We start from the raw sequence: 21052 nt of genomic DNA, 5'->3' as shown, positions 1-21052 counted from the left end.
CGACGCCGGAAGCCGGGGATCACGGGCATTCGGAAGATCCTTGCGTCGGCGGAACCGCGGACCTGGTGCATGCCGTCCCCATCGGCACCGGCATAGTGGGGGGCCGCGCTCCGGCCCGGGCACCACCGCCGGGGTGAGGAACCCTTTTGTAGAGTTCCGGCAGTTCCAACCGGTCGAACGGATCGGCCGGTTCAGTCAGTCAGTCAGACAGTTCAGCCGTACTGAAGTCCCAGGGGGATCACGACATGCGACCCATTCGCCCGACGCTGGCAGCGGCTTCCATCGCCGCCGTGCTCGCGCTGGCTGCCACCGCCTGCGGTCCGAGCGAGGACAATGCGGGCGACAAGCCGAGCGCCCCCGCCAGCCAGTCCGCCGACGACAAAATCACCATCCCGGACGATCTCAAGGACCGGCTCAAGGAGCGCGGGATCGACTTGGACAAGTGGAAGAACGGCGAGTGGAAGAACTGGGACAAGGACAAGTGGCTGCGCGAGGCCAAGGACTTCGTCAACCCGATCATCGAGGGCCTGTGGGACCCGGACCGGATGCGTGACGCCGAGAAGCCGCCGGAGAAGCCCGTCGACAATGACATCTCGGGCGACGAGGGTGTCACCGACCCGACGCCGGCGCCGGTCAACGCGCAGGCCGTGAAGGCTCCGTACCACTCCAATGCCGCCGAAGCCGGAAAGGTCTTCTTCGACGGGCCCGAGGGTTCGATGGTCTGCTCCGCGACCGTGGTGAAGGACCCGGCCCACCCCGGCAAGTCCAACATGGTGTGGACCGCGGGCCACTGTGTGCACGCGGGCAAGAGCGGCGGCTGGTACCGCAACATCGCCTTCGTGCCCTCGTACAACGACAGCGCCAAGCCCACCTCCGAGCTGGAGAAGGCTCCCAAGGAGGAGATCGCTCCGTACGGCGTGTGGTGGGGTGACTGGGCGCAGACCTCCGAGCAGTGGATCTCCCAGGGTGCCGCGACCGGCGGCCAGGGCGCTCCGTTCGACTTCGCCGTGATCCATGTGACCCCCGAGAAGGGCGGCACCGGCAAGTCCCTCGAGGAGACGGTCGGTTCGGCGCTCCCGGTCGACTTCAACGCCCCGGCCGTGCCGAAGATCGACAACATGCGGGCCACCGGTTACCCGGCGGCGCCGCCGTTCGACGGCCAGAAGCTCTTCCAGTGCGCAGACAAGCCGGGCCGGCTCTCCATCAAGGCCAACGACCCGACGATGTACCGCATCGGCTGCACGATGACCGGTGGTTCCTCCGGTGGCGGCTGGGTGGCCAAGGGCTCGGACGGCAAGCCTGCCCTGGTCTCCAACACCTCCATCGGCCCGGTCACGGCCGGCTGGCTGGCCGGTCCGCGCCTGGGCACGGAGGCCAAGGGTGTCTACAACTCTGTCAGCAAGAAGTTCGCAAACCAGTAAGCAAGTTGGCCCGTAGGGCACACGCACCGAAGGAAGGACAGGGGCCCCGACCGAGCCGTCGTGGGCCCCTGTCTCCTTCCTCGTGGAGACTCCGTGCAGGTGGGGCCCACCCCAACTGGACGGCGACGCACCCGCATAGAGTGGTGCCGCAGCAGGGGCGGCCCCGGAAGGCCGCCCTTTCGCGTGACACGTTCATGACATGAATCCATTTGCACAACAGGGGGAATCGTTTCCATGCGATCCATACGTCCATTGCTGGCTGCCACCGGCATCGCCGCAGCCATCGCGCTGACGGCCAGCGCCTGTGGCCCGAGCGAGGACAAGGGCGCCGACAAGCCCGCCGCTTCCAGCCCCGCCGCGGACGGCGGCGCCGCCGACCTGGCCGACAAGCTCAAAGAGCACGGCATCGACCTGGACAAGTGGAAGAACGGCGAGTGGAAGAACTGGGACAAGGACAAGTGGCTCCGTGAGGCGAAGGACTTCGCCAACCCGGTGATCGAGGGCCTGTGGAAGCCCGAGCGGATGAAGGAGGCCAAGGACCCCTCCAAGACGCTCGCCACGAAGGACGCCCCGGTCGACTCCGGCACCGACCCGGAGCCCGCGCCGGTCAAGGCCGAGCCTGAGAAGCTCCCGTACCACAACTACGCGGCCCCGGTCGGCAAGGTCTTCTTCGACTCCCCCGAAGGCTCGATGGTCTGCTCCGGCACCGTCGTGAAGGATCCGCGCAACCCCGGCAAGTCCAACCTCGTGTGGACCGCCGGCCACTGTGTGCACTCGGGCAAGAGCGGCGGCTGGTACCGCAACATCGCCTTCGTTCCGGCGTACAACGACAAGGGCAAGTCGGAAGCGCAGCTGGCGAATGCCCAGCCGCAGGAGATCGCGCCGTACGGCACGTACTGGGCCGACTGGGCCTCGACCTCCAACGAGTGGATCAGCGCGGGCGGCCCGACGGGCGCGGGCGGTGCCCCTTACGACTACGCCGTGCTGCACGTGAAGCCCGAGAACGGCACCAAGTCCCTGGAGGAGACCGTCGGCAACGCCCTGCCGGTCGACTTCTCCGCCCCGGCGGCCGCGACCGTCGACGCGATGGGGGCCTGGGGCTACCCGGCCGCTCCGCCGTACAACGGCCTGATCATGCACAAGTGCATCGACCGTCCCGGCCGTCTTACGGTCGTCGCGGGTACCCCGGCGATGTACCGCATCGGCTGCACGATGACTGGCGGTTCGTCCGGCGGTGGCTGGTTCCGGGTCCAGGGCAAGAAGACCGTCCTGGTCTCCAACACCTCGATCGGTCCGGTCACCAACGGCTGGCTGGCCGGCCCTCAGCTGGGCCAGGGCGCCGAGCAGCTCTTCAACATGATGAGCGAGAAGTACGGCGCCAAGTAGCCGACAGGATGGCGTGAACGCGGAGGCCCGCACCCTGAATTGGGTGCGGGCCTCCGATGGTTCATGGGAGGCGTCAGCGAACCACCGGCACATAGGGCGCCAGCGCGGCGGCCAGCTCCTCATGCACCTGTGCCTTGAGCAGCGTGCCCTCCGTGGTGTGCTCCTCGGAGAGAACCTCGCCCTCGGCGTGCACCCGCGAGACCAGCCCGCCCTGGGTGTACGGCACGAGGACCTCGATCTCGACCTCGGGCCGCGGCAGTTCGACGTCGATCAGCGCGAGCAGCTCGTCGATGCCCTTGCCGGTGCGTGCCGACACCGCGATCGCGTGCCGCTCGACGCGCATCAGCCGCTGCAGTACCAGCGGATCGGCCGCGTCCGCCTTGTTGATCACCACGATCTCGGGCACGTCCAGAGCGCCCACGTCGCGGATCACCTCGCGCACGGCGGCCAGCTGCTCCTCCGGCGCCGGGTGCGATCCGTCCACGACATGCAGGATCAGATCGGAGTCGCCGACCTCCTCCATGGTGGAGCGGAACGCCTCGACGAGGTGGTGCGGCAGATGCCGTACGAACCCGACGGTGTCGGCCAGGGTGTAGATCCGACCGCTCGGTGTCTCGGCCCGGCGGACGGTCGGGTCCAGGGTGGCGAACAGTGCGTTCTCCACCAGGACGCCGGCGCCCGTGAGGCGGTTGAGCAGCGAGGACTTTCCTGCGTTGGTGTAACCGGCGATCGCGACCGAAGGCACCTTGTTGCGCCGGCGCTCCTGCCGCTTGATCTCACGGCCCGTCTTCATGTCCGCGATCTCCCGGCGCATCTTCGCCATCTTCTCGCGGATCCGACGCCGGTCCGTCTCGATCTTGGTCTCACCGGGACCACGTGTGGCCATGCCGCCACCGCCGCCGCCACCCATCTGCCGGGACAGCGACTGACCCCAGCCGCGCAGCCTCGGCAGCATGTACTGCATCTGCGCGAGCGCGACCTGCGCCTTGCCCTCTCGGGACTTGGCGTGCTGGGCGAAGATGTCGAGGATCAGGGCGGTCCGGTCGACCACCTTGACCTTGACGACATCCTCGAGGTGAATCAGCTGGCCGGGGCTGAGCTCACCGTCGCATACGACGGTGTCGGCACCGGTCTCGAGCACGATGTCGCGGAGCTCCTGCGCCTTGCCCGAGCCGATGTACGTGGCCGGGTCCGGCTTGTCGCGGCGCTGGATGACGCCGTCGAGCACCAGCGCGCCCGCCGTCTCGGCGAGGGCCGCCAGCTCAGCGAGGGAATTCTCCGAGTCCTGCACAGTCCCCGAGGTCCATACGCCGACCAGCACCACGCGCTCCAGGCGCAGCTGCCGGTACTCGACCTCGGTGACGTCCTCGAGCTCGGTGGAGAGGCCCGCCACACGCCGCAGCGCGGCGCGCTCGGAGCGGGCGAACTGATCGCCGTCCCTCTCTCCGTCGATCTCGTGGCTCCAGGCGACGTCCTCTTCCATCAGGGCATCGGCCCGAAGGCTCTCGGTGCGCGTATCCGCGAAGCTCTGCTCGTCCTGGGAAGGGGATGAAGAGGAGGTCATTGGATCCTTACGTCGATTGGAATGAACAAGATCAGTGCCGGAGGGAAGTCCGGTACATCAGTCACAACGCGTAACGGCCACGGATGATTCCCCCGATGATTCCCGGGGAGGGCCCCGGCCGCGTCGCCGACCCGTTGATGGTCGCACGCCCCTGCCAGGGCCGTCATCCCAGTTTCAGCCTGCCCTGCCGGCCGTGGGAGCCGCGCTGCGCCAGTCCGGGTGCCCCGGCATCGCCGGGGTCCGCTGCGCGTACAGCCACTCCTTGAAGAACGCCGACAGATCACGCCCGGCGATCTGCGATGCGAGCGCCGTGAAGTCCGCGGTCGTCGCCGTGCCGTCCCGGTACTCGCGCACCCAGGCCCGCTCCAGCCGGCCGAAGGCTTCCGTCCCGATCGTCTGCCGCAGCGCGTACAGGACCAGTGCGCTGCCGTCGTACACGACCGGCCGGAAGAGGCTGATCTTCTGCCCCGGCGCCGGCGACTTCGGCGCCGCGGGCGGTCCGCCGTCCGCCCGCCACTCGTCGGACCGCTTGTAGGCGTCGCGCATCCGCGTCTGGAGCGGCTTCTGTGCCTTCTCCTCGGCGTAGAGGGCCTCGTACCAGCTGGCGTGCCCTTCGTTGAGCCACAGATCGGACCAGGTGCGGGGCGAGACGCTGTTGCCGAACCACTGGTGGGCCAGCTCATGCACCATGATCGAGTCGACGTACCACTCAGGGAAGTCGGTGTTGGTGAAGAGCCTGCGCTCGAACAGCGAGAGGGTCTGCGTCTCGAGCTCGTACCCTGTGGCAGCGTCGGCGATCAGCACGCCGTACGTCTCGAAGGGGTAGCGGCCGACCTTCTGCTCCAGCCACTCCAGGTGTGCCGGTGTCTTCTTCAGCCAGGGCTCCAGCTTCACCCGGTCCGCAGCAGGCACGACATCGCGCACGGGCAGTCCGCCCGGCCCCGGGCGCTCCACGACGGCCGAGCGGCCGATCGACACCTGGGCCAGCTCGGTGGCCATGGGGTGCTTGGTCCGGTACCCCCACGTGGTGGTGGGGCCGGTCCCGGCCTTGGCCGTCCGCACGCCGTTGGCCACCACGGTGTACTCCTTCGGCGCGGTGACGCGGAAGGTGAAGTACGCCTTGTCGGCGGGGTGGTCGTTGGAGGGGAAGACACGGTGAGCGGCATCCGCCTGGTTCGCCATGACCAGCCCGTCGCCGGTGCGCACCCAGCCTCCGGCGTCCGCGGGGCCGCTCGGATCGCTGGTGTGGGTGACCGTGATCGTCAGCGGGGAGCCCGGCCGGACGGAGGTGTCCGGCTCGACCACCAGATCCTCTCCGGCGGTCGTGAAGGTGGCCGGGTGACCGTTCACCTCGACCGTACGGACGGTGCCGTGGGTGAAGTCGAGGTTGATGTGGTCCAGTCGCTCCGTCGCCCAGGCGTGGATCTTGGTGACGGCGTCCAGAGGCTTGGTGTTGCTGCCGCCATAGGTGAAGGCGATGTCGTAACGGAGGACGTCGTAGCCGGGATTGCCCAGATGCGGAAAGAGGGAATCGCCGATGCCGAGCGGTGCGGGCGGGGGCAGGGCCGCGGCGACCAGGGTGGCCGAGGCGGCGGCCAGCAGGGCGGCACGCAGGCGCCGAGAGGTGAGCAGCATGCCCTACGGCTATCAGCGCGCCCGGCGATGACTGTGACGGCGCGCGTCGTGCCACCCGAACGAGGTCAGGCGGTGGCCGCCGGATGCTGGGTGCGGCTCACGTCGTACACGCCCGGTACGTCCCTCATGGCGCGCATCAGGGCCTGAAGTCCTGCGGAGTCCGGGAGTTGGAGGGTGTACGTGTGCCGTACGCGCTGCTGGCTCGGAGGTTCGACGGTCGCCGAGACGATGGCCGCGCCCTGGGCGGCGATGGCTTCGGTGAGATCGGCGAGCAACCGGGGGCGACCGAAGGATTCAGCGATCAGGGTGACCCGGCATTCGGATGCGTCGCCCCAGGTCACCGGGATGGGCTCGCGGTCGAGTGACTTCATACGGGCCACGGCGGGGCATTCCTCGCGGTGGACCGTCACTGTGCCGCCGCGGACCGCGAAGCCGGTGACGGCTTCGGGCGGCACGGGCGTACAGCAGCCGGCGAGCCGGACGGTCGCGTCCGGCAGGTCGACGACGGCGTTCGCGGCGGTGGGCCGGTCGGCGGTGACGGGGGCGGGCCTGCGAGGAGCGGCTGCCGGAACCTTCGTCCCCTCCGGATGGGCCGCGAGCCAGGAGGTGATGGCGATCCGTGCGGCGGGTGTGCGGGCGTGGTCGAGCCAGTCGGGCGAGGGACCGGACGCGGCGTCCTGCGCCAGCAGCAGATGCACGGTGTCGCCGTCGCTCAGCACCGTACTCAGCGTCGCCAGGCGGCCGTTGACGCGTGCGCCGATGCAAGCGTGCGCCTGCTCGCCGTACTGGGCGTACGCGGCGTCCACACAGCTCGCTCCCGCCGGCAGACCGAGCATGCCGCCGTCGGCGCGGAAGACGGTGATCTCACGGTCCTGCGCCAGATCGGCGCGCAGTGAGGTCCAGAAGGTGTCGGGGTCGGGCGTGGACTCCTGCCAGTCCAGGAGGCGGGAGAGCCAGCCGGGCCTGGTGGGGTCGGCCCGCTCGCCGTCGGCCGGCTCGGCCCCTTCCACGGGTACGTAGGGATTGCCGAGGGCGATCACTCCCGCCTCGGCGACCTTGTGCATCTGGTGCGTACGGATGAGGACTTCGGCGACCGCGCCGTCCGGGCCCGCGACGGCCGTGTGCAGCGACTGGTACAGGTTGAACTTGGGAGCAGCGATGAAGTCCTTGAACTCGGAGATCACCGGGGTGAAACAGGTGTGCAGCTCGCCCAGGACGCCATAGCAGTCGGCATCTTCTCCGACCAGCACCAGAAGACGCCCGAAGTCGGTGCCGCGCAGCTCGCCGCGCTTGATGCGGACGCGGTGCACGGAGACGAAGTGCCGTGGCCTGATGAGGACTTCGGCCGCGATACCGGCGTCCTTCAGCACCGCCCTGAAGCTCTCCGCGATGGTGTCGAGCGCGTCCCAGGCGGTCGCGTTCTCCGCGATGACGGCACGGGTGCGTTCGTACTCCTCCGGGTGGAGGATCGCGAACACCAGGTCTTCCAGTTCGGTCTTGAGTGCCTGGACACCGAGGCGTTCGGCGAGGGGGATGAGGACGTCGCGGGTGACCTTGGCGATGCGGGCCTGTTTCTCGGGCCGCATGACGCCGAGCGTGCGCATGTTGTGCAGCCGGTCGGCGAGTTTGATCGACATCACGCGGACGTCGTTGCCGGTGGCGACGAGCATCTTGCGGAAGGTCTCGGGCTCGGCCGCCGCGCCGTAGTCGACCTTCTCGAGTTTGGTGACGCCGTCGACGAGATAGCAGACCTCGGCGCCGAACTCCGTCCGTACCTGATCGAGCGTCACTTCGGTGTCCTCGACGGTGTCGTGGAGGAGAGAGGCCGTCAAGGTCGTTGTCTCCGCGCCCAGTTCGGCGAGGATCAGGGTGACGGCGAGGGGATGCGTGATGTACGGCTCGCCGCTCTTGCGGAACTGCCCGCGGTGGGAAGTCTCAGCCAGGACATACGCCTTGTGCAGGATGGCGAGGTCCGCCTCGGGGTGGTGTGCCCGGTGCGCTTCGGCGACATGGCCGATCGCGTCGGGCAACCGGTCGCGGGCAGCCGGCCCGAGGAGTGCGGCGTGGCCCAGCCGGCGGAGGTCGATCCTGGGACGGCCGCGCCTGCGGCTGTGGGCACCAGGGTTCGTGGCCTCTGCACTCATGGGGCACCTCCGGCAGCTTCGACCGGCGGTGGGAGGAGCAGGCGTGCCCTCCGGGCCGGTGCTTGATGCTACCGAGCCCACCACGTGGCGCAGTCCGGCTCTCGCTCAGCGTGAAACGGATCACCCATTCGAGCGAAGCTCTATGCGATCGCGGTTTCGGTTCGAGCGAGGACGAGCTAGGCGAAGAAGGGCTGCGCGACCACGAGCTGGGCGAGGACGGGCTAGGTCCTGTCCGGTCGATCAGGCCGGATCAGGGAGCGGGGTCTGGTGCGTGGGGTCGCAAGGCGGAGGAAGGAGCCGACGCGGAGCGTCGGCGACTGACGACAACGCAGCGAGCGTGCGTGCCAGGGCACGCGAGCCCGGCAAGATCGGCCGGACAGGGCCTAGGCGAGGAGCGCCGGTTCGATGTGGCCCTCGGCGACGATCACGGCGGGGGCGGTCATCTCGATCTCACCGTCCGGGTGCTCCGTGATCACCAGCCGCCCGCCGGGCAGATCCACGATGTACGTGACGGGGACACCGGTGACCGAGGGGTCCAGGCCGTCCCTGCGGGCCGCCGCGACCGCGACGGCGCACGCGCCCGTGCCGCAGGAGCGGGTCTCACCGGAGCCGCGCTCGTGCACGCGCATGGCGACATGACGCTCACCGCGGTCGACGACGAACTCGACGTTCACACCGTCCGGGTAGACCGACGCCGGGCTGAAGGGCGGCACGGCGAGCAGGTCGCCCGCGTGGTCCAGATCCTCGACAAAGGCAACCGCGTGGGGATTGCCCATGTTCACATTGCGAGCGGGCCAGCTGCGGCCGTCGACGGTGACCGTGACGCTGTCCTCGGGGAACAGCGCGCGGCCCATGGAGACGGTGATGTCACCCGCGGCAGAGCCGCCCGTGGAATCGGTCTTGGCGAGGTGCACCTTCTTGACGCCGCCGCGAGTCGCCACTGCCAGGTCGCCCGCCTCGACAAGACCCGCACGCTCGAGGTACCGCGCGAAGACGCGCACGCCGTTGCCACACATCTCGGCGATCGATCCGTCGGCATTGCGGTAGTCCATGAACCACTCGGCCTCGCCGGCCATGGCGCGCGCCTCGGGGTGCGCCGCGGACCGGACGACATGCAGCAGACCGTCGCCACCGATACCGGCCCGGCGGTCGCAGAGCTTGGCGACGGCGGACGCGGGCAGGTCGATGGCGTTGTCCGGGTCGGGGACGATCACGAAGTCGTTCTCGGTCCCATGGCCCTTGAGGAAGGGGATCTGCGAGTTGCTCACGGATCAACTGTACGAGACCCCGCCGACAACGCGGTCAGCGGAGGCGGGCCACACGCCAGACGGCGAGTGCGACGAGCGCCGCGCCCACCCCGACGTACAGGGCGATGACCCGCCAGTCGGGGCGTTCGCCGGAGCCGCGGGGCGGCAGTCCGGGCCAGGTGTGGCCGACGCGGCGGGCGGCCATCACACCCCAGCCCGCGGCGCAGCAACTGATCAGCAGTCCCAGCATGGCGACGACGGCGCCACCGTCGCCGGTGCCGAAGGCGAGGGGGAAGGCGAACATCAGCGAGCCGACAGCGGCGAGCCCCACGATGGGGGCGAGCTGCCAGATCCGCAGCCTGCGCTGCGGCCGCAGTTCGACTTCGACCTCGTCCGGGATCACGTCCTGGTCGTCAGGTCCGTCGGGACTGAGACGGGACGCGCTGTCCGCTGCGTCCCGTGCTTCCCGTTCTCTGTCGCGAGGGCCGGCCTCCATCGCCACGCGCCTCCCAACTCGGACTCCACGTCGATCGATGTTGCGATGATGGCACGCCGCAGGGCGCCGAAATGACGGGCAGAGCGTCCCGATGCAATCACGTGATCAGGCTGTGACCGCTCGTTCGACCAACGTCAGCGCCTGGTGCGGAAGTTCCGGCCGGTCCTCGGCGGCGCCGCTCAGCCAGTGCACACGCGGGTCCCTGCGGAACCACGAGTCCTGGCGGCGCGCGAAGCGCTTCGTGGCGCGCACGGTCTCTTCGCGCGCCTGAAGTTCCGTGCACTCCCCCGCGAGCGCCGTGAGCACCTGCTGGTAGCCGAGCGCGCGTGAAGCCGTACGCCCCTCGCGCAGACCCTGCGCCTCCAGCGCGCGCACCTCGTCGACGAGGCCCGCCTCCCACATCCGGTCCACGCGCAGCGCGATGCGCTCGTCGAGCTCGGGGCGGGCGACATCGACGCCGATCTGAACGGTGTCGTAGACGGCGTCATGTCCGGGGAGGTTGGCGGTGAAGGGCTTGCCGGTGATCTCGATGACTTCGAGTGCCCGCACGATGCGGCGGCCGTTGCTGGGCAGGATCGCCTTTCCGGCCTCCGGGTCGGCTGCGGCGAGCCGGGCGTGCAGGGCGCCGGAGCCGCGCACTGTCAGCTCCTCCTCCAGGCGGGCGCGGATCACCGGGTCGGTACCGGGGAATTCGAGGGCGTCGATGGCGCCTCGTACGTACAGCCCGGAGCCGCCGACGAGGACGGGTGTACGGCCTTCGGCGAGCAGCCGGTCGATCTCCGCCCTGGCCAGCTTCTGGTACTCGGCGACGCTCGCGGCCTCGGTGACGTCCCAGATGTCCAGGAGCCGGTGCGGGACACCTCCGCGCTCCTCGGTCGTCAGTTTGGCGGTGCCGATGTCCATCCCCCGGTAGAGCTGCATGGAGTCGGCGTTGACGACTTCACCGCCCAGTCGCTGGGCGAGGAAAACGCCCAGATCGGACTTTCCGGCCGCGGTGGGACCGACGACGGCGATGACCCGCGGTGCGGGAGCTGCACTTCTCACTGACCCAGTCTCGCAAACCCGCGGGGGTGTCCCCGAACGAGTTAAGTGACGGCACAGGGACAGCTTCGTTGCCTGTTACGAGGTTCCGAACGCCGGTTTCCCGACCGGTGCCCGCCAGCGGCGCAATAGGACGCTCCGGGCACACGCGGAACTTCGCCCACACGAGTAGGCTATGGAGTAGATATGGGTGTTTTTTCACGGTTTCGTCGTAAGTCCAGCCCGACTGCCGAGGCGTCAACCGAGGAGGCGGCGACCGGCACTCTGACGGCCGAATCCCCGGTCGAGTCCGGTTCCGACGCCGGTACCGAGGCGAGGGCCGAAAGTGGTTCCGACACCGGGTCCGAGGCGGGTCCGGAAGCCGAGGCATCGAAGGACACGGCGGAGGAGGTCACCGAAGCCGAGGAGGCGGAGGTCACCGAGACCGCAGCCGCCGAAGGCGTGGAGATTCCCAAGCAGCAGTCGGCCGACGAGGCGGCGGACAACGAAGCCGGCGAGGGCGCCCGAAAATAATCCCCGCTGTCCCCCACAAGGGAAGGTGCCCCATGGGCTTCAAGGACACGTTGAAGGCCAAACTCGCCCCGGCCAAGGACAAGGTCTCCGACCTCGCGCAGCAGCACGGGGACAAGATCGAGCACGGCCTGGACAAGGCCGCAAGGACGGTCGACGCCAAGACCAAGGGCCGATACAGCAGCAAGATCGAGTCTGGCACCGGCAAGGCCAAGGACGCCCTGGACCGCCTTGCCCACAAGGACGACACCGCACACAAGGACGGCGGCACCACGCCACCCGCTGACGGCACCACGCCGCCGCCGGCTGCCTGACATTCAGCACATCGACGGACGGCCGCGGAACGCTTGTTCCGCGGCCGTCCGCCGTTGCGCCTGCGCTACGACCAGGCGGCCACGAAATAGCCGACGCCGTAGGGAGCGTCGTCGTAGAGCAACTGCCCTGCCAGGCCTGCCCCCTCGGCGGCCCCGGCCAGCACCTGCCAGGGCGCCCGGCCCGCCGCTTTGAGTTCGTACGCCAGTGACTCGTCCAGCGCCTTCAGCGCCTCCACATCGGCCGCGCCCAGCGCCCGAGCCGCCTGCTGGTCGAAGCCGGCCGCCCGCTCGTCCAGATAGCCAGGGGCCTTCAGCGTGCGGCAGGCGCTGCCGTCGCCCATCACCAGCAGCGCGACGCGCTCGGCCCGGGCACCGAGCCCCCGGCCCACCGCCACGCAGCGGTCCCCCTCGAGCGGCTCACCGACGCCGAGGCCCTCGACCGGCACATCCCACTGCGCACGGGCCAGCAGCCAGGCTCCGACGGCCAGGGACGGCGGCAGCGGCCGCTCCTGGCCCGCGCCCGCCCCCAGCGTCACGTCGACGTCGACACCGAAGCCGCGGAAGGAGCCGGTCGTACCCGCGGGATGCGGACCCCGGCCGTCCTGTTCGGCGGGCCCGATCACGATCAGCAGGTCGGGACGGGCGGCGGCGAGCACCCCGACGGCGTCGGCACAGGCCGTGCGCGCCGCGTCGAGTTCCGGCGCGGCACCGGCGGCGACGTCGGGCACGAGCAGCGGCGGGCAGGGGCACACAGCGGCGGCTACAAGCATGGCCAGCAGCCTATGCCCTCATGCCTGTTGTGCACTCATGACTGCCTGGCGGACGGCGGTCAGTCGCAGCCGCATCCGGGCGCCGCGGCCGCCGGCAGCGGCTCGGGCACGCCGATCTTCGGCAGCCCCAGCATCACTCCGGCCGGCTTGGCGGCCGCCTCGGCGTTCCGTTTCTCCCAGGCGTCGCCCGCGCGGGTGCGTCGTACGGCCTTCACAGCGCCCTCCGCGAGCAGGTGGTGCGGAGCGGCGTAGGTGATCTCGACGGTCACCACATCGCCCGGGCGCACGTCCTGGTCGGGCTGGCTGAAGTGCACGAGGCGGTTGTCGGGCGCGCGGCCCGACAGCCGGTGCGTGGCGCCGTCCTTGCGGCCCTCGCCCTCCGCGACCATGACCTCCAGGGTCCGGCCGACCTGCTTCTTGTTCTCCTCCCAGGAGATCTCCTCCTGGAGGGCGACCAGGCGCATGTAGCGGTCCTGGACGACCTCCTTGGGGATCTGCCCGTCCATGGTCGCCGCCGGGGTCCCGGGACGCTTGGAGTACTGGAAGGTGAAGGCGTTCGCGAAGCGGGCCTCGCGCACCGTGTGCATGGTCTGCTCGAAGTCCTCCTCGGTCTCGCCGGGGAAGCCCACGATGATGTCGGTGGAGATGGCGGCGTGCGGAATCGCAGCGCGCACGTTCTCGATGATTCCGAGGAAACGCTCCTGCCGGTACGAGCGGCGCATCGCCTTCAGCACCGTGTCCGAGCCGGACTGCAGAGGCATGTGGAGCTGCGGCATGACGCTCGGCGTCTCGGCCATCGCCGCGATCACATCGTCCGTGAAGTCGCGGGGGTGCGGCGAGGTGAAACGGACCCGCTCCAGGCCCTCGATCTTTCCGCAGGCGCGCAGCAGCTTGCTGAATGCCTCGCGGTCACCGATGTCGGAGCCGTACGCATTGACGTTCTGTCCGAGCAGGGTGATCTCGGAGACGCCCTCGGCGACGAGCGCCTCGACCTCGGCCAGGATGTCGCCGGGCCTGCGGTCCTTCTCCTTGCCGCGCAGCGCGGGGACGATGCAGAAAGTGCAGGTGTTGTTGCAGCCGACCGAGATGGACACCCACGCGGCGTACGCGGACTCGCGGCGGGTCGGCAGCGTCGAGGGGAACGCCTCCAGCGACTCCGCGATCTCGACCTGCGCCTCTTCCTGGATACGGGCGCGCTCCAGCAGGACCGGCAGCTTGCCGATGTTGTGCGTGCCGAAGACGACGTCGACCCACGGCGCCCTGGTGACGATGGTGTCGCGGTCCTTCTGGGCCAGGCAGCCGCCCACGGCGATCTGCATCCCGGGCCGCTTGGTCTTCATCGGCGCGAGCCGGCCGAGATTGCCGTACAGCTTGTTGTCTGCGTTCTCCCGCACCGCGCAGGTGTTGAAGACGACGACGTCGGCGTCACCGTCGGCGCCCTCGGGCGCGCGGACATAACCGGCGTCCTCCAGGAGGCCCGAGAGTCGCTCGGAGTCGTGGACGTTCATCTGGCACCCGTAGGTGCGCACCTCGTAAGTTTTCGCACTCATCGCGCCAACCAGGGTACGGGGTCGTACTGACGCTCCGCCTCTCCCTTACGTGCAGCCTCTCCCCTCACGTGAGCCAGGTACCGGTTACCTGCGGCAGGTACCGGCCGCAGGGCCTGGCCATCACAGGGAGTGAGCTGGCAGGATCGCGGCCATGTTCCCCGCCCCGTCCCGTATGAGCCGCCGCCGCGCCCTGCAGGCGTCCGCGGCCGCCCTGGTGGTGTTCGGGCTGCTGGCGTGGTGGCTGCTGCCCATCGGGGAGACGGCGCCGCACGGGAAGCTGACCTTCAGCACGGGGTCGCAGAACGGCGTCTACCAGCGGTACGGAGTGCTGTTGAAGGCGGCGCTCGCCCGTGATCTGCCGGATGTGTCGATAGATCTGCGCACCAGCGAGGGCTCACAGCAGAACCTCGCGCGCGTGGCCACCGGCGAGGCCGACTTCACCATCGCGACGGCCGACGCGGTGGCCAAGTACAAGCGCGACAACAAGCCGGGCGCCGACCGGCTGCGCGGCTGTGCCCGGCTCTACGACGACTATGTCCAGCTGGTCGTCCCCCGCGGCTCCCAGGTGCAGTCCGTGCGTGATCTGCGCGGCAAGCGCGTGGGCATAGGGCAGCCGGGCTCCGGTGTGCGGCTGATCGCAGAGCGGCTGCTGAAGGCCGCAGGCATCGACCCGAAGCGGGACATCACTCCTCTCCCGGCCGGGATCGACACCGTCCCCGGGCGGCTGGAGGCGCACGAGCTGGATGCGTTCTTCTGGTCGGGCGGACTGCCTACGGCCGCCGTCGAGGAGCTGTCCGAGCGCTTCCAGATCCAGTTGGTGCCGCTGGATGCCGCGCTCGTCGCCAAACTGCACTCCGCCAGCGACACGACGAGCTACTACCGCGCGGCCGTGATGCCCGCGGACGCCTATCTGGAGGCGCAGGGCGGGCTGCCCGTGCCGACGGTGGCGGTGGCGAATCTGCTGGTCACCACCGACCGGATGGACGCGGCGATGACCGAGGGCTTCACACGCACGGTGATCAAGAGCCGGGACCGGATCGGCAACACCGTGCACCCGGCGCAGCTGGTGGATCTGCGGACCGCCGTCTACACGGATCCGCTGCCGCTGCACGAGGGCGCCCGGCGCTACTACCGCTCGGTCAAGCCGTAGGGGACGTACGCGGGACGGTCACGGTCACCCGCAGGCCGCGCGGCTCGTGATGGGCGTACGCGATCGATCCGCCGCCGGCCGCCAGCAGAGCGCGCGAGATGGACAGGCCCAGGCCCGAGCCCTTGACGTTCTGGTGGTGGCCGCTGCGCCAGAAGCGGTCGCCGACGCGGGTCAGTTCCTCGTCGCTCAGACCGGGGCCGCAGTCGGTGATCACGACGGTCGACGTCTCGCCGTTGGAAGCGGCCGAGACGGTGACCTCCTCGCCGCGCGGCGTGAACTTCAGCGCGTTGTCGATCACCGCGTCCAGGGCGCTGGAGAGCGCGATCGGGTCGGCCCATGCGGTGACCGCGGCCCGGTGCTCGGTGAGCCGTACGCCCTTCTCGTCGGCGAGGGGACGCCAGGCGGCGACCCGTTCGGACGCGAGCGCTCCGATGTCGGTGAGCTGGAGGTCCGCCGGGGCATGCTCGGCCAGCGCCAGGTCCAGCAGGTCGTCGAGGACCTGGGCGAGGCGCTTGCCCTCGGTACGGACCGAGGCGATCTCCTCGTTCCCCTCGGGCAGTTCGAGCGCGAGGAGCTCGATACGGAGCAGCAGTGCGGCGAGCGGATTGCGCAGCTGGTGGGAGGCGTCGGCGACGAACGCCCGCTGTTGTTCCAGTACTTCTTCGACGTTGTCGGCCATCTCGTTGAACGAGCGGACCAGGCGTCTGAGTTCCGGCGGGCCGCCGGACGCCACGACCCGGGAGTTCAGCTGCCCGGTGGCGATGTCGTGGGTGGCCGCGTCAAGCACCCGTACGGGCCGCAGCACCCAGCCCGTGAGGCGGAATGCGGCCCCGACGGCGAGCAGCATCGCCGCGCATTCGCCCGCCGCGATCAGCAGCCAGCCCGTCAGCACGCGTGAGCGCATCTCACTGGTGGGCGAATCGGTGACCACGACGGCGACGACGTCCCCGTCCCGTACGACCGGGGAGGCGACGACCAGCCGGGCGCCCTGCTGCCACGGCCAGACCTGCGGCGGATCCTGGCTGCGCCGCCCGGACAGCGCCTCCTCGAATGCCTCGCGGCCCTGGCCGCTCGGCGGTACCGCCCAGGTCTCGGGTGCGCGTGCCATGACGCCGTCGTCGCGGTAGAAGACGCCTGCTCTGACGTCGTACGTGTCGTGGTAGCGGTCGAGCTGTTCCTGGAGCGTGGAGCGCCGCTCGTCCGGTCCCGTGCCTTCGGCGACGAACTGCGCGAGCGCCGCGAAGCGCACCGTGTCGTCGATCCGGTCCACGACGACCCGCTGCTGCTGCGCGGCGGCGACACTCACGGCCAGCGGAAAGCCGAGCGCGAGCAGCACGCCCGCCATGAGGACGATGAGCAGAGGGAGAAGTCGTGTACGCACCGGGGTGTACGGACCTTACGTGGCCGCGGGCGCGACGAGCCGGTAGCCGACTCCGCGCACGGTCTCGATCAGGGCGGGCATCCGCAGCTTGGAGCGCAGGGACGCCACATGCACCTCGAGCGTGCGGCCGGTCCCTTCCCAACTGGTGCGCCACACCTCGCTGATGATCTGCTCCCGGCGGAAGACGACGCCGGGCCGCTGCGCGAGCAGAGCCAGCAGGTCGAACTCCTTGCGGGTCAGCTGAACCGTCTCACCGTCGACGCTGACGCGCCGCGTGGGCAGTTCGATGGTGACCGGGCCCAGTCGCAGCGCATGCCCGTCCCCGGCCGCGCCGGCTTCGTCCCCGCTCGTGGTGCGCCGGCTGACAGCGTGGATACGGGCCAGCAACTCCCCGGTGTCGTACGGCTTGACGACATAGTCGTCGGCCCCGAGGTTGAGGCCATGGATCCGGGAGCGGACGTCGGCCCGCGCGGTCACCATGATCACGGGCGTCGAGGTGAGCTTCCGGATCTTGCCGCACACCTGGTACCCGTCCTGGTCGGGCAGCCCCAGATCGAGGAGTACGACCCCGAACGGCGGTTTTTCGGGATGCGTGGCAGGCAGCACGGCCTGCAGTGCCTCCTCGCCGTTGCGGGCGTGGACGACCTGGAAGCCGTGCTTGGCGAGCACCGCGGACAGGGCAGCGGCGACATGATCGTCGTCCTCGACGAGCAGCAGCCTCATGGCCCCCCTAGGTCGCGCGGTCGCGTAATGGTCGCTTGATGGTCGTGTGATGTACCAGGGCATCAAGGCCGATACCCGCAGGGCCAGTCAAGAGGCTTCCCGTTACATGCCTGTTTCCGTTACCCACCCGGTACGCCGACCACCACCCTGTTCACGCATAGTGTCCGGTTGCAGCCGGATCGTTATGCTCAGGTTTCGCTCAGATGTAATGACATTGGTCTCAGTGCGTGATTAACGTCCTCCCAACCGAGGAGGACGGAGCAAGAAGCCGATGAGCGGAGTTTCAGTGACCAAGGGCGCCGAGGACGCTGCACCCGCGGGCGAACTGGTCGTGCTGAGCAACGTCAACAAGCACTTCGGCGCGCTGCATGTGCTCCAGGACATCGACCTGACCATCGCCCGTGGCGAGGTCGTGGTCGTCATCGGACCCTCCGGGTCCGGCAAGTCCACGCTGTGCCGCACCATCAACCGCCTGGAGACGATCGACACCGGCGCGATCTCCATCGACGGCAAGCCGCTGCCCCAGGAGGGCAAGGAACTCGCCCGGCTGCGCGCCGACGTCGGAATGGTCTTCCAGTCCTTCAACCTCTTCGCACACAAGAGTGTGCTGGAGAACGTGATGCTGGGCCAGCTCAAGGTCCGCAAGACGGACAAGAAGGCCGCCGCGGAGAAGGCGCGCTCGCTGCTCGACCGGGTGGGCGTCGGCTCGCAGGCCGACAAGTACCCGGCGCAGCTCTCCGGCGGTCAGCAGCAGCGCGTCGCTATCGCGCGTGCACTGGCGATGGGCCCGAAGGTCATGCTCTTCGACGAGCCCACCTCGGCCCTCGACCCCGAGATGATCAACGAAGTTCTCGAGGTCATGCAGCAGCTCGCGCGCGATGGGATGACGATGGTGGTTGTCACCCATGAGATGGGCTTCGCCCGTTCTGCCGCCAACCGTGTTGTGTTCATGGCGGACGGCAGGATCGTCGAGGAGGCCACGCCGGACGAGTTCTTCAGCAATCCGCGCAGCGATCGTGCTAAGGACTTCCTGTCGAAGATCCTGCACCACTGACGACCGGCGCTCCCGCACCATCGACGACCGGCGAGTTACGACACAAGGGATGTTCATCATGAAGCTGCACAAGGCAAGCGCCGCGGCCGCCGCGGTCCTCGTCCTCTCCCTGACCGCGACCGCCTGTGGTGGCGACAGCGGCTCGGGCGACGGTGGTGGCAAGAAGATCACCATCGGCATCAAGTACGACCAGCCGGGCCTCGGCCTGAAGACCCCTGACGGCAAGTTCACCGGTTTCGATGTCGACGTCGCCACGTACGTCGCGAAGGAGCTCGGCTACGACGCCAAGGACATCACGTTCAAGGAGACGAAGAGCGCCGACCGCGAGACCGCGCTCGAGCGCGGTGACGTGGACTTCATCGCCGCCACGTATTCGATCAACGACGAGCGCAAGCAGAAGGTCGACTTCGCCGGCCCCTACCTGCTCGCCCACCAGGACCTGCTGATCCGGTCCGACGAAAACGTCGCCAAGGGCGAGGACCTCAACGGCAAGAAGCTCTGCTCGGTCACCGGCTCGACGTCCGCGCAGAACGTCAAGAACGACTTCGCGCCGAAGGCCCAGCTGCAGCAGGTCGGCACGTACTCGGAGTGCCTGGCTGGCCTCCAGAGCGGTGCCGTCGACGCACTGACCACGGACGACTCGATCCTGGCCGGCTTCGCGGCGCAGGACCAGTACAAGGGCAAGTTCAAGCTCGCCGGTCTGAAGCTGAGCAACGAGAACTACGGCATCGGCGTCAAGAAGGGCGACAAGGCGATGGTCGACAAGATCAACGCCGCCCTGGAGAAGATGGTCAAGGACAAGGCCTGGGACAAGGCCGTGGCGGACAACTTCGGCCCTGCCAACTACAAGAACGAGCCGGCCCCCAAGATCGGCAACATCGTCAAGTGAAGCGGGGCTGACCAGGCGCGCCGCGACTGACGGCGGCGCGCCGCGCCCTCCTACACGCGGAAGCGCGGGAGATCGTGTTCGACTTTCTTGAAGGCTATGACTTGCTCGGGGCGTTCTGGATGACGGTGAAACTCACCGTCCTCTCGGGAATCGGCTCCTTGGTACTGGGAACCATTCTTGCCGCGATGCGGGTGTGCCCCGTTCCTCTGATGCGTGCTTTCGGCACGGTCTATGTGAACGTAGTCCGGAACATCCCCTTGACGGTCATCATCGTCTTCTCCTCGCTGGGTCTCGCCAACGTCTTCGGCATGACCCTGGGCGCGGCGGACGACTTCGACTTGAAGGCCTTCCGGCTGGCCGTGCTCGGACTCTCCACGTACACCGCGGCCTTCGTCTGCGAGGCCGTGCGGTCCGGTATCAACACGGTGCCGGTCGGTCAGGCGGAGGCGGCGCGGGCCATCGGGCTGAGCTTCACCCAGGTGCTGACGAGCATCGTCCTTCCGCAGGCGTTCCGCTCGGTCGTCGGTCCGCTCACCAACGTGCTGATCGCTCTGACCAAGAACACCACGGTCGCAGCGGCGATCGGTGTGGCGGAGGCGGCTCTGCTCATGAAGGAGATGATCGAGAACGAAGCCCAGCTGGTGCTCATCTCGGCGATCTTCGCTTTCGGCTTCGTGGTTCTGACCCTTCCCACCGGTCTCTTCCTCGGCTGGGTCGCCAAGCGTGTGGCGGTGAAGCGATGACCTCCGTTCTCTATGACGCTCCGGGGCCCCGCGCAAAGCTCCGCAACGTCATCTACACGGTCGTCTTCCTGGTCCTTCTCGGGCTGGGGATCTGGTGGGCCTACAGCGTCATGGCCGACGAGGGACAGTTCGAATGGTCCCTGTGGAAGCCCTTCACCGAGAGCCAAGCGTGGACGACCTACCTGTTGCCAGGCCTCGTCAACACGCTGAAGGCAGCGGCCCTTGCGATGGTCATTGCCCTGCCGCTGGGCGCTGTCTTCGGCATCGCCCGGCTGTCCGATCACCGCTGGGTCAGAGGCCCGGCCGCGGTGGTGGTGGAGTTCTTCCGCGCCATTCCGGTCCTCCTCCTGATGCTGTTCGCGAACGAGCTCTACGCGAACTCCGACGCCATCAGCAGTGACGTCCGTCCGCTGTACGCCGTGGTCACCGGCCTCGTTCTGTACAACGCGTCCGTCCTGGCAGAGATCGTCCGGGCCGGCATCCTGTCGCTGCCGAAGGGGCAGACGGAAGCCGCCAAGGCGATCGGCCTGCGCAAGGGCCAGACCATGACGAGCGTGCTGCTTCCGCAGTCCGTGACGGCGATGCTGCCTGCCCTGGTCAGCCAGCTCGTCGTCATCGTCAAGGACACCGCTCTCGGCGGCGCGATTCTGGCCTTCACGGAACTGCTCAACTCCAGGGGCACGCTCGCCGCAAACTACGCGAACGTCATCCCCAGCTTCATCGTCGTCGCGGTGATCTACATCATCCTCAACCTGATGCTCACGACCTTCGCGTCGTGGCTGGAGGGCAGGCTGCGACGTGCCAAGAGGAGCACAGGCGCGGTGCTCAGCGCCGACCTGGCCGGTGCCGAGGAGCCCATCGCCGAGCCCGGCGTCAAGAAGGATGACGGCCGCAGCACCTGACGGTTCATCGGATGCTCGACCAGCGAGGGGCGGTGGCCGCGAGGCCACCGCCCCTCGCCGCGTCCCGGTGACACTGTGGCTCTTGCGCAGCAAGGCGTGCTGCCATCGTGGTCGACGAGACTCCAGGACGGC

The 21052-nt window shown here is 68.9% G+C and carries 19 protein-coding genes; 9 read left to right on the top strand and 10 right to left on the bottom strand.

Features of this window, described 5'->3' with window-relative positions; translation table 11 throughout:
* Nucleotides 1-245 precede the first annotated feature (245 nt).
* The gene (locus ABZS64_RS06975) at nucleotides 246-1421 is read left to right on the top strand and encodes a hypothetical protein (RefSeq protein WP_355824213.1); all 1176 of its coding nucleotides are present in this window, start codon (nucleotides 246-248) and stop codon (nucleotides 1419-1421) included.
* 234 nt (nucleotides 1422-1655) lie between these two features.
* Nucleotides 1656-2807 carry a hypothetical protein gene (locus ABZS64_RS06970; RefSeq protein WP_355824211.1) on the top strand — a complete coding sequence of 384 codons (1152 nt, stop codon included), beginning with the start codon at nucleotides 1656-1658 and terminating at the stop codon, nucleotides 2805-2807.
* A 73-nt stretch (nucleotides 2808-2880) separates the two neighbouring features.
* Here the strand turns inward: ABZS64_RS06970 and hflX are convergent, their stop codons facing one another.
* From hflX to miaA, 6 genes are all read right to left on the bottom strand, one after another.
* On the bottom strand, nucleotides 2881-4371 hold the full coding sequence (gene hflX, locus ABZS64_RS06965; RefSeq protein WP_355824209.1) for a GTPase HflX: 1491 nt from the start codon (nucleotides 4369-4371) through the stop codon (nucleotides 2881-2883).
* A 174-nt stretch (nucleotides 4372-4545) separates the two neighbouring features.
* Entirely contained in the window at nucleotides 4546-6006 is a 1461-nt protein-coding gene (locus ABZS64_RS06960) for a M1 family metallopeptidase (RefSeq protein WP_355824206.1), read from the bottom strand.
* A gap of 65 nt (nucleotides 6007-6071) precedes the next feature.
* The gene (locus ABZS64_RS06955) at nucleotides 6072-8150 is read right to left on the bottom strand and encodes an HD domain-containing protein (RefSeq protein ID WP_355824204.1); all 2079 of its coding nucleotides are present in this window, start codon (nucleotides 8148-8150) and stop codon (nucleotides 6072-6074) included.
* 383 nt (nucleotides 8151-8533) lie between these two features.
* Nucleotides 8534-9418: a diaminopimelate epimerase gene (gene dapF, locus ABZS64_RS06950; protein WP_355824201.1), complete on the bottom strand. Its 885-nt coding sequence runs from the start codon at nucleotides 9416-9418 to the stop codon at nucleotides 8534-8536.
* 34 nt (nucleotides 9419-9452) lie between these two features.
* A complete protein-coding gene (locus tag ABZS64_RS06945; RefSeq protein ID WP_355824199.1) occupies nucleotides 9453-9893 on the bottom strand; it encodes a hypothetical protein in 441 nt (146 codons plus the stop codon).
* A gap of 105 nt (nucleotides 9894-9998) precedes the next feature.
* Complete coding sequence (gene miaA, locus ABZS64_RS06940) at nucleotides 9999-10937, bottom strand: tRNA (adenosine(37)-N6)-dimethylallyltransferase MiaA (RefSeq protein ID WP_355824196.1); 939 nt, start codon at nucleotides 10935-10937, stop codon at nucleotides 9999-10001.
* A 183-nt stretch (nucleotides 10938-11120) separates the two neighbouring features.
* Between miaA and ABZS64_RS06935 the strand changes: the two genes are divergently transcribed.
* On the top strand, nucleotides 11121-11447 hold the full coding sequence (locus ABZS64_RS06935; protein WP_355824194.1) for a hypothetical protein: 327 nt from the start codon (nucleotides 11121-11123) through the stop codon (nucleotides 11445-11447).
* Between the two features lie 32 nt (nucleotides 11448-11479).
* Entirely contained in the window at nucleotides 11480-11758 is a 279-nt protein-coding gene (locus ABZS64_RS06930; RefSeq protein WP_355824191.1) for an antitoxin, read from the top strand.
* A 65-nt stretch (nucleotides 11759-11823) separates the two neighbouring features.
* On the opposite strand, the gene ABZS64_RS06925 is transcribed toward ABZS64_RS06930, so the two are convergent.
* Both ABZS64_RS06925 and miaB read right to left on the bottom strand, forming a co-directional pair.
* Entirely contained in the window at nucleotides 11824-12528 is a 705-nt protein-coding gene (locus ABZS64_RS06925) for a class III extradiol dioxygenase subunit B-like domain-containing protein (protein WP_355824189.1), read from the bottom strand.
* 59 nt (nucleotides 12529-12587) lie between these two features.
* Nucleotides 12588-14078: a tRNA (N6-isopentenyl adenosine(37)-C2)-methylthiotransferase MiaB gene (miaB, locus tag ABZS64_RS06920; protein WP_355824187.1), complete on the bottom strand. Its 1491-nt coding sequence runs from the start codon at nucleotides 14076-14078 to the stop codon at nucleotides 12588-12590.
* A gap of 151 nt (nucleotides 14079-14229) precedes the next feature.
* Here miaB and ABZS64_RS06915 point away from each other — a divergent pair, with 151 nt between their 5' ends.
* On the top strand, nucleotides 14230-15228 hold the full coding sequence (locus ABZS64_RS06915) for a TAXI family TRAP transporter solute-binding subunit (RefSeq protein ID WP_355824184.1): 999 nt from the start codon (nucleotides 14230-14232) through the stop codon (nucleotides 15226-15228).
* On the opposite strand, the gene ABZS64_RS06910 is transcribed toward ABZS64_RS06915, so the two are convergent.
* Together ABZS64_RS06910 and ABZS64_RS06905 are read right to left on the bottom strand one after the other, a co-directional pair.
* On the bottom strand, nucleotides 15218-16609 hold the full coding sequence (locus ABZS64_RS06910) for a HAMP domain-containing sensor histidine kinase (RefSeq protein ID WP_355824182.1): 1392 nt from the start codon (nucleotides 16607-16609) through the stop codon (nucleotides 15218-15220). The genes ABZS64_RS06915 and ABZS64_RS06910 overlap by 11 nt on opposite strands.
* Nucleotides 16610-16624: 15 nt before the next feature.
* Nucleotides 16625-17332 (bottom strand): response regulator transcription factor, encoded by a 708-nt coding sequence (locus ABZS64_RS06905; protein WP_355824179.1) that lies wholly within the window; start codon nucleotides 17330-17332, stop codon nucleotides 16625-16627.
* Nucleotides 17333-17603: 271 nt separating this feature from the next.
* Here ABZS64_RS06905 and ABZS64_RS06900 point away from each other — a divergent pair, with 271 nt between their 5' ends.
* The 4 genes from ABZS64_RS06900 (at nucleotide 17604) to ABZS64_RS06885 (ending at nucleotide 20920) form a co-directional block, all read left to right on the top strand.
* Nucleotides 17604-18386, top strand: a complete 783-nt coding sequence (locus ABZS64_RS06900) for an amino acid ABC transporter ATP-binding protein (RefSeq protein WP_355824176.1) — start codon at nucleotides 17604-17606, stop codon at nucleotides 18384-18386.
* A 58-nt stretch (nucleotides 18387-18444) separates the two neighbouring features.
* Entirely contained in the window at nucleotides 18445-19275 is an 831-nt protein-coding gene (locus ABZS64_RS06895; protein WP_355824173.1) for a glutamate ABC transporter substrate-binding protein, read from the top strand.
* A gap of 74 nt (nucleotides 19276-19349) precedes the next feature.
* Entirely contained in the window at nucleotides 19350-20018 is a 669-nt protein-coding gene (locus ABZS64_RS06890) for an amino acid ABC transporter permease (RefSeq protein WP_355824170.1), read from the top strand.
* The gene (locus ABZS64_RS06885; protein ID WP_355824168.1) at nucleotides 20015-20920 is read left to right on the top strand and encodes an amino acid ABC transporter permease; all 906 of its coding nucleotides are present in this window, start codon (nucleotides 20015-20017) and stop codon (nucleotides 20918-20920) included. Before ABZS64_RS06890 ends, ABZS64_RS06885 begins: the two co-directional genes overlap by 4 nt.
* Nucleotides 20921-21052: the final 132 nt, after the last annotated feature.

It is taken from the genome of Streptomyces sp. NPDC005408, assembly GCF_040606445.1.
In the GTDB taxonomy this organism is placed as follows: Bacteria; Actinomycetota; Actinomycetes; order Streptomycetales; family Streptomycetaceae; genus Streptomyces.
This window is presented reverse-complemented; position numbering and strand designations above follow the sequence as displayed.